Genomic DNA, 7,406 nt, shown 5'->3' on the forward strand with positions numbered 1-7,406 from the left:
GCCTCTGCTCCCGCTGGCCCGCCTGCCGGTGCGGGCGTGCCGCCTGCCGGTGCGGCTGTCGTCCCGCCCGCCCCCGCGGCGACGGTCCTCCCATCGGTGCTGCACACCGGCACCTTGGTGCCGTCGGGTGCTGGTGCGGGGGCCGTGGCGTCGGCGGCAGGCGCGTTCGTCCCGGCGGCACCCCGCGGTGTGGTCCCGGCGGCGCCTACCATCCCCGCGGCGGGCGCCGGCGCGGGTCAGGGAATTCCCCCAGGTCGATCCGTCGGCTGACCGTTCCGCATTTCCGGCGATCCGCCGGTCGGGGTGCGGTGATGTTCTCGCGGCGTTGTGCGCCCGGCGTCTGACATGGGTGCGGGTGGCACCGTCCGGCCCCGGAACGACGCCATTGCCCGGTTCCACTTAACTGGCGGGGACCCCGTTCCGGCCGCCCCGGGGTGGCTCGCTGGATCAGCTGCGCAGCGTCACCTGAGGTGCGGTGCGGTATGCGGCGGGTCAGATCTGAGCGCGGAAACTGTTACGGGAGGCGAGTCGAGGCTTGCCGTCGCCCCCATGCTATCACGCAACGTGAGCACAAGTACACCTCTTGCTGAGGCGCGGGCGTTTTCCGGGGGCGTGTCCGAGCGTTGGGTTCGGGGTGGTTGCCGACCCTGCTGGTATGTCCATTATGGTCATCGACAGCACTTCTGTTCTGACCGTTCCATCGGTGTCCGAAATTTGAAGTGCTGGTTCTGTGGCATCCCAACAGTCATACCCGTCGAACCGATGCGCCTAGTCCTGCCCCCGGTTCGGCGACCCCTCCGAGTATGTCGGGGCAGGCGAGGGGGACCCATGCTTCTGGAGGCGGCCGCCGCAGCCGGGACGTCACCAGAAGTGGAGCAGATGGTCCGCGCGGCCGACGCCGGGCTCCCCGGCCCGCGTCCGGCAGCTCACCTCGTAGGCGCACGGGAAGGACACGCCTTGCCCCGTCGTGGTATGGCCTGGCTACCGGAGGACTGGGAACAGTTCGTCCGCAGTCGCCAGCGCCCGCCGGCGCCCCGCACCGCCTCAGGCTCCGCCGCGCCCCGCCGCCGTACCACGGTTCCGCCCCGCCGGGCCGCCACCATCGCCGCGTTCACGACCGGGACCCTCGCCGCCTCGACGGCCGCCTTCGCCGCGACGGTGCCCGGCGGGACCGATGGCGCCGCCTCGCTGGACGCGGGCTCGCCGATCCACGAGGCCTCGCTCGCGATGGACCACGGCCACGGTGCCGTCGGCGACCTGACCGGCACGCGTGCCCTTGCCCCGCTGGCCACCGCGATCGCCGGCCACGATCCGGTCTTCACCAACGTCTCCATCACCGCGGACAAGTCGACCGTCGCACCGAACACCCCCGTCGTGCTGACCGTGCGCGCCACCGAGGCCGACAGCGGCGCCCCGCTGTCGGGCGCGGACGTCCGCATCGTGGTCGTGAACGGGCCGCAGTGGCAGACCTCGACGCGCCTGCACACCGACGCCGGCGGGACCGCCCAGATCACCGCCCGGCTGCTGTCCACGACGACCATCACTGCCGTCTTCGACGGGTCGAACGCGCTGCGGCCCTCCCTTGCCGGCGCCGCCACCGTGACGATCACCAGCCCGACGCGCGCCGGGTTCGGTGGCGGCGGTGCCGGGTCGGTCATCGACCAGGCCATCCCCACGGTCATCCCGGGCAGCTCCATCGGCGAGAAGGCCGTCTACCTGGCGTCGCTGAACAAGGGCAAGCCGTACGTCTGGGGCGCCGAGGGGCCCTACTCCTTCGACTGCTCGGGCCTGGTCCAGTACGTGTTCAAACAGCTCGGCCGGTCCCTGCCGCGCACCGCGCAGGGGCAGTACAACGTTTCCACCAAGGTGCCGCAGTCCGGCAAGCAGCCCGGCGACCTGATTTTCTACGGCACCCCGGGCAACATCTACCACGTCGGCATCTACGCCGGGAACGGCTACATGTGGGCCGCGCCGCAGACCGGCGGTGTCGTCTCGCTGCGTCCCATCTACAGCTCCACCTACAAGGTCGGCCGCATCCACTGACGGCGCTGGAAGGCGTCGGGAGGCGTCGGGCGCCCGGTCGACGGCGACGGGCCGGGCCGGCGGCGACCGGCCCCGGTCGACCAGGGCCGGGGCGGGCCGCCGGTCGATGCCACCGGTCCGGCGGACCAGCGGGCCAGCGGCGACGACCATCCGCTAGCGTCTGCCCTGTCCGGCCTGCCGACCGGGTGCCCGCGCGGGACCGGGCCTCCCCGGGGGGCGTCGTGCCCGCGGTGGGACCCGCGGGCACGCCGGGCGCGGTGGGCGGCCGCCCACCGCACGGCAACCTGCCGCCGAGCCGGTCGAAGCGCCGGTGGAGGAGGGACGTCGCATGACCGCGCCCACCCCGCAGCCCGCGGTGTCCGAGCCGGCGCCGCCGGACCGGGTGTGGACGATTCCCAATGCGCTGTCGACCCTGCGACTACTCGGCGTGCCAGTGTTCCTCTGGCTGGTACTCGGGCCGGAGGCGGACGGTGCGGCGCTGGGGATCCTCGCGTTCGCCGGGATCAGCGACTACCTCGACGGCAAGCTCGCCCGCGCGCTCAACCAGACCAGTCGCCTCGGGGTGCTGCTGGACCCGCTCGCCGACCGGCTCTACATCCTCTCCACGATCATCGCGCTGACCGTGCGCGACATCGTGCCGGTCTGGTTCGCCGTCCTGTTGCTGGCCCGCGACGTGGCACTGCTGGCCCTGCCGCCGCTGCTGCGCCGCATCGGCGTGGGCGTCGCCCTGCCCGTGCACTACCTGGGCAAGGCGGCCACGTTCAACCTGCTCTACGCCTTCCCGCTGCTGCTGCTCGCCGCCGGGGACTCGTGGCTGGCGACCGCGGCCCGCCCGCTTGGATGGGCGTTCGCGATCTGGGGTACTGCCCTGTACTGGTGGTCCGGACTGCTCTACTTCGTCCAGGCCGGTCAACTCGCCCGGCGCTACCGGGCCCGGACCGGCGAGAGCGGGAGGTAACGCGGTGAGAGCCGTCGTCATGGCGGGCGGCGAGGGCACCCGGCTACGCCCGCTGACCGCGAACCTGCCCAAGCCGCTGCTACCCGTCGTCAACCGGCCGATCATGGAGCACGTGCTGCGGCTGCTCAAACGGCACGGCTTCGACGAGACGGTCGTGACCGTCCAGTTCCTGGCGTCGATGATCCGCACCTACTTCGGCTCCGGCGACGAGCTCGGCATGCACCTGTCGTATGCCACCGAGACGACCCCGCTGGGCACCGCCGGCAGCGTGAAGAACGCCGAGGAGGCCCTGCGCGACGAGGCGTTCCTCGTCATCAGCGGGGACGCGCTGACCGACATCGACCTCACCGACCTCGTCGCGTTCCACCGCCGCCAGGGCGCCCTGGTCACCGTCGCCCTCAAGTCGGTGCCCGACCCGCTGGAGTTCGGCATCGTCATCACCGGCGAGGACGGGCGCATCCAGCGCTTCCTGGAGAAGCCGACCTGGGGGCAGGTCTTCTCCGACACGGTCAACACCGGGATCTACGTGATGGAACCCGAGGTCCTCGCGCACGTGCCACCCGGTGAGGCCGTCGACTGGTCCGGCGACGTCTTCCCCCGCCTCGTCGAGGCCGGCGCCCCGGTGTTCGGCTACGTCGCGGCCGGCTACTGGGAGGACGTCGGCACCATCGCGAGCTTCCTGCGCGCCCAGGCCGACGTGCTCAACCGGCAGGTCGACGTCGAGATCGACGGCTTCGAGGTCTCGCCCGGGGTGTGGGTCGGCGAGGACGCCGAGGTGCACCCCGACGCCATCCTCAAGGGCCCGCTCGTCGTCGGCGACTACAGCAAGGTCGAGGCCGGCGCCGAGCTGCGGGAGTTCACCGTGCTCGGCAGCAACGTCCTGGTCAAGAGCGGCGCCTTCCTGCACCGGGCGATCGTCCAGGACAACGCGCTGATCGGCCCGCAGACCAACCTGCGCGGCTGCGTCATCGGCAAGAGCACCGACGTGCTGCGGGCGGCCCGGATCGAGGAGGGCGCCGTCATCGGCGACGAGTGCGTCGTGCGCGAGGAGGCGTTCGTCTCCCACGACGTGAAGGTCTACCCGTTCAAGACGATCGAGGCCGGGGCGGTCGTCAACACCTCGGTCATCTGGGAGTCCCGCGGGCAGCGCTCCCTGTTCGGCCCGCGCGGCGTGTCCGGCCTGATCAACGCCGAGATCACCCCGGAGCTCGTCGTCCGCATCGCCGGCGCCTACGCCACGACCCTGAAGAAGGGCGCCACCGTCACCACGGCGCGCGACGGATCCCGGGCCGCCCGCGCCCTCAAGCGGGCCGTCATCAGCGCGCTGACCGCCGGGGCCATCAACATCCGCGACCTCGAGGTGTCGCCGATGCCGGTCACCCGGTTCGACGTCCGCTCCTCCAACGCGGCCGGCGGGATCATGGTGCGGACCGCCCCCGGCGACCCGGAACGCATCGACATCCTCTTCCTCGACGCCGACGGCGACGACCTGTCCCCGGCCGCCCAACGCAAGCTCGACCGGGTCTTCTCCCGTCAGGACTTCCGCCGCGCCTTCCCCGGCGAGATCGGCGACCTGCGCTTCCCCGCCCGCACCCTGGACCTCTACATCCAGGACCTGCTGGACCGGGTCGACACCACCGGCCTCGCCGAGGCGGATCTGAAGATCGTCGTCGATCCGTCCGGCGGCTCCGCCTCGCTCGTGCTCCCCACCCTGCTCGGCCGGCTCGGGGTCGACGTGCTGACCGTCAACGGGCGGGTCGACGAGATCATCCCGGCTCACAGCGCCGCCGACGACCTGCTCGCGACCAACCGGCTCGGCGCCCTGGTCGCCAGCTCCGGCGCGGCCTTCGGGGTGCGCTTCGACCATGTCGGCGAGCGCATCGCCATCGTCGACGAACGGGGCGACCTCATCGACGACGATCGGGCCCTGCTGGTCTTCCTCGACCTCGTGGCCGCCGAGAGCCGGGGCGCCGAGGTCGCCCTGCCGGTCACCACCACCCGGGTGGCCGACCAGGTGACCCACTTCCACGGGCTGACCGTGCGGCGGACCTCCCTGTCGGCCGCGGCGCTGACCCGGGTCGCTCGGGAGGATGGCGTCGCCTTCGCCGCCGACGGCCGGGGCGGCTTCGTCGTCGGCGAGTTCGCTCCCGCCATCGACGGGCTCGCCGCCTTCGTGAAGCTGCTGACCCTCGTGGCGCGGACCCGGCTGACGCTGTCCGCCATCGACGCCCGCATCCCGTCCATCGCGATCCTGCGCCGCTCGGTGCCCACCCCGTGGGCGGCCAAGGGCATGGTCATGCGCCGCATCGTGGAATCCGTCGATCCGGAGGCCGGCCAGACCATCGACACCACCGACGGGGTGCGCATCGTGGGCTCCGACGGCTCCTGGGTGCTCGTGCTGCCCGATCCCAGCGAGGCTGTCACCCACCTGTGGGCCGAGGGCGCCGATCTGAGTCAGGCTCACCGGTTGCTGCGCCGCTGGGCCGAGGTCGTCGAGGCCTCCTAGAAACCGCTCCTCAGGACACGGTGTCGGGGGCTGCCGGTTTCTCGCGGAACCGCACCACCCTGCCGAGCCGCGGCCCGCGGCCCCGCGGCGTCTGGCGACCCACCGCCGCTCTCACGCCACTGGTCGACCGGTCTCCCGGCCGATCACGGCACGCGCGGGACCGTGCCGGTCGGCGGCGTCGGGCCGCTGGTCGGTCAGAATGCCGAATATGCGGGATCGGACCGGATGGCGATGGCCAGCGGCGAAATGCCCCTCCGGTCGCTTCGAGCTGCCCGGGGCCACCGTGCTACCCGGAGCCTCGGAGTCTCTGCCGGCGGAGCTCGCGATGCTCCTCGACGACCCACCTCGGCAATCCTCCCCGCCCGCGGAACCGGGCCCGCCTGCCGAGCTGCCGCCCGCGGGCCGGGCGGGGGCGGGGGGCCGGCGACGGCTCCGGCCGGCGGCGCTGGCTCTGGTGCTGGTCCTGCTCGGCGGTGTGATCGCGCTCGGAGCGCGGCGCGGGGCCACTACCGCGGACAACCGAGCGCGGCTCGCGGCGACCCTGCGTGTGCAGGTCGGCGAGCGTTCCGTCGCCCTAGCCGGCGCCGAGGACCGAGTCGGGCAGCTGCGGTCCGTGGTCGAGGCGACGAGGAATCAGCGTCGCCGCGCCGACCGCGATCATGCGCGCGCCGCGGTGGACGTCGCGGCGCTCGGTCCCGTGGCGGGTTCGGTCGCGGCGACTGGTCCCGGCGTACGGATCAAGGTCACCGACCGGCTGGCCGGCGGCTCCGGCTCCGCCAACCCCCGCGTCTCGGCGTCCGGCACTCCCCGTCCGCACCAGTCCGCCCCGACGGCCGTCCCGGGCGCGGCCGGGACGGGACGAATTCAGGATCATGATCTCGCCGACCTCGTGAACGTGCTGTGGATCTCCGGGGCCGAAGCGGTCGCGATCAACGGGGTGCGGCTGACGGCGCTCAGCGCGATTCGGGCCGCGGGGGACCTCGTTCTGATCAACTTCGTCCCGGTGCTGGCGCCGTACGACGTCGAGGCCATCGGTGATCCGCGGCGACTGGTGCGACGGGTGGAGCAGTCGGCGGTGGTCGACCGGCTGCGCCACCGTCCAGGCTCCCCCGTGACCTCCCTGACGGCGTCCGCCGCCGAGACCCTGACCCTGCCCGCGGCGCCGCTACCGGTGCTGCGCCATGCCCGACGGAGCGGATCATGATTCCCCTGCTGGCCCTCGTGCTGGGTGTGGTGGCCGGACTGCTGCTGGGTCCGACCGCCCCGGACTGGCTGGACCCCTACCTGCCGGTCGCGGTCGTCGCGGCGGTCGACGCCGCCCTCGGCGCCGCGCGTTCGCTTGTCGAGGGGACGTTCGACGACCGGGAGTTCATCGTCTCGTTCGTCTCCAACGTGGTGATCGCCGTCCTGCTCGTGCTGCTCGGCGACCTGATCGGCTTCGGTGGCGCGCTGTCGACGGCGGTCGTCGTGGTGCTGGGCATCCGGATCTTCACGACCGCGACGGTCCTGCGCCGCGCGCTGATCAGGATCTGACGATGGCGGCGAGCGCGGCGGCCTCCCCCCGACCTGAACCGGTCGACGTGCCCCCGGTCGAACCAGTTGCCGCCGGTGTCGCCGCGGCGCAGCCCGTCGCGGGCGAGCCGGACGCGCCGGGCCCCGCCGACCCGGCATCCGGCGGGGTCGCTGGGGATGGTGACGCCGCGGATGGTGAGGGCGGCGGTCGACGGGTCATGGACGAAGGGGATCCGGACGCCGACAGTGTGCTCGCCCGGCCCACGCAGGCCGGTGCGACAGACCCGGCCTTCGACGACGACGACGTCGCCGCCGCCGAGGAGGCGGGCGTGGCCGAGGAGGGGCCGGCTGCGCGCGACGTGGCGGCCGCGGAGCCCGGGGCGGGAC

The 7,406-nt window shown here is 73.0% G+C and carries 5 protein-coding genes and 1 pseudogene; all 6 read left to right on the forward strand.

From position 1 onward, the window contains the following. The first annotated feature begins 957 nt into the window (after nucleotides 1-957). Nucleotides 958-2,043, forward strand: a complete 1,086-nt coding sequence (locus NBZ83_RS28095) for a C40 family peptidase (protein WP_261570992.1) — start codon at nucleotides 958-960, stop codon at nucleotides 2,041-2,043. A 328-nt stretch (nucleotides 2,044-2,371) separates the two neighbouring features. Next, nucleotides 2,372-3,001: a cardiolipin synthase ClsA gene (gene clsA / locus NBZ83_RS28100; RefSeq protein ID WP_261570993.1), complete on the forward strand. Its 630-nt coding sequence runs from the start codon at nucleotides 2,372-2,374 to the stop codon at nucleotides 2,999-3,001. 19 nt (nucleotides 3,002-3,020) lie between these two features. Further along, complete coding sequence (locus NBZ83_RS28105) at nucleotides 3,021-5,507, forward strand: mannose-1-phosphate guanyltransferase (protein WP_261570996.1); 2,487 nt, start codon at nucleotides 3,021-3,023, stop codon at nucleotides 5,505-5,507. A 325-nt stretch (nucleotides 5,508-5,832) separates the two neighbouring features. Then, the gene (locus NBZ83_RS28110) at nucleotides 5,833-6,711 is read left to right on the forward strand and encodes a DUF881 domain-containing protein (RefSeq protein WP_261570994.1); all 879 of its coding nucleotides are present in this window, start codon (nucleotides 5,833-5,835) and stop codon (nucleotides 6,709-6,711) included. Next, nucleotides 6,708-7,040, forward strand: coding sequence for a small basic family protein (locus NBZ83_RS28115; RefSeq protein WP_261570995.1), 333 nt, complete (start codon nucleotides 6,708-6,710; stop codon nucleotides 7,038-7,040). Before NBZ83_RS28110 ends, NBZ83_RS28115 begins: the two co-directional genes overlap by 4 nt. A gap of 2 nt (nucleotides 7,041-7,042) precedes the next feature. Continuing rightward, a pseudogene (locus NBZ83_RS28120) lies at nucleotides 7,043-7,406 on the forward strand (hypothetical protein); the annotation flags it as partial.

The sequence above is a fragment of the Frankia gtarii genome (assembly GCF_025403375.1).
Lineage (GTDB): Bacteria > Actinomycetota > Actinomycetes > Frankiales > Frankiaceae > Frankia > Frankia gtarii.

Excerpts from the sequence above, each read along its gene's own strand:
- clsA (WP_261570993.1), top strand. The coding sequence starts at position 2,372 with ATGACCGCGCCCACCCCGCAGCCCGCGGTGTCCGAGCCGGCGCCGCCG.
- NBZ83_RS28105 (WP_261570996.1), top strand. The coding sequence starts at position 3,021 with ATGGCGGGCGGCGAGGGCACCCGGCTACGCCCGCTGACCGCGAACCTG.
- NBZ83_RS28110 (WP_261570994.1), top strand. The coding sequence starts at position 5,833 with ATGCTCCTCGACGACCCACCTCGGCAATCCTCCCCGCCCGCGGAACCG.
- NBZ83_RS28115 (WP_261570995.1), top strand. The coding sequence starts at position 6,708 with ATGATTCCCCTGCTGGCCCTCGTGCTGGGTGTGGTGGCCGGACTGCTG.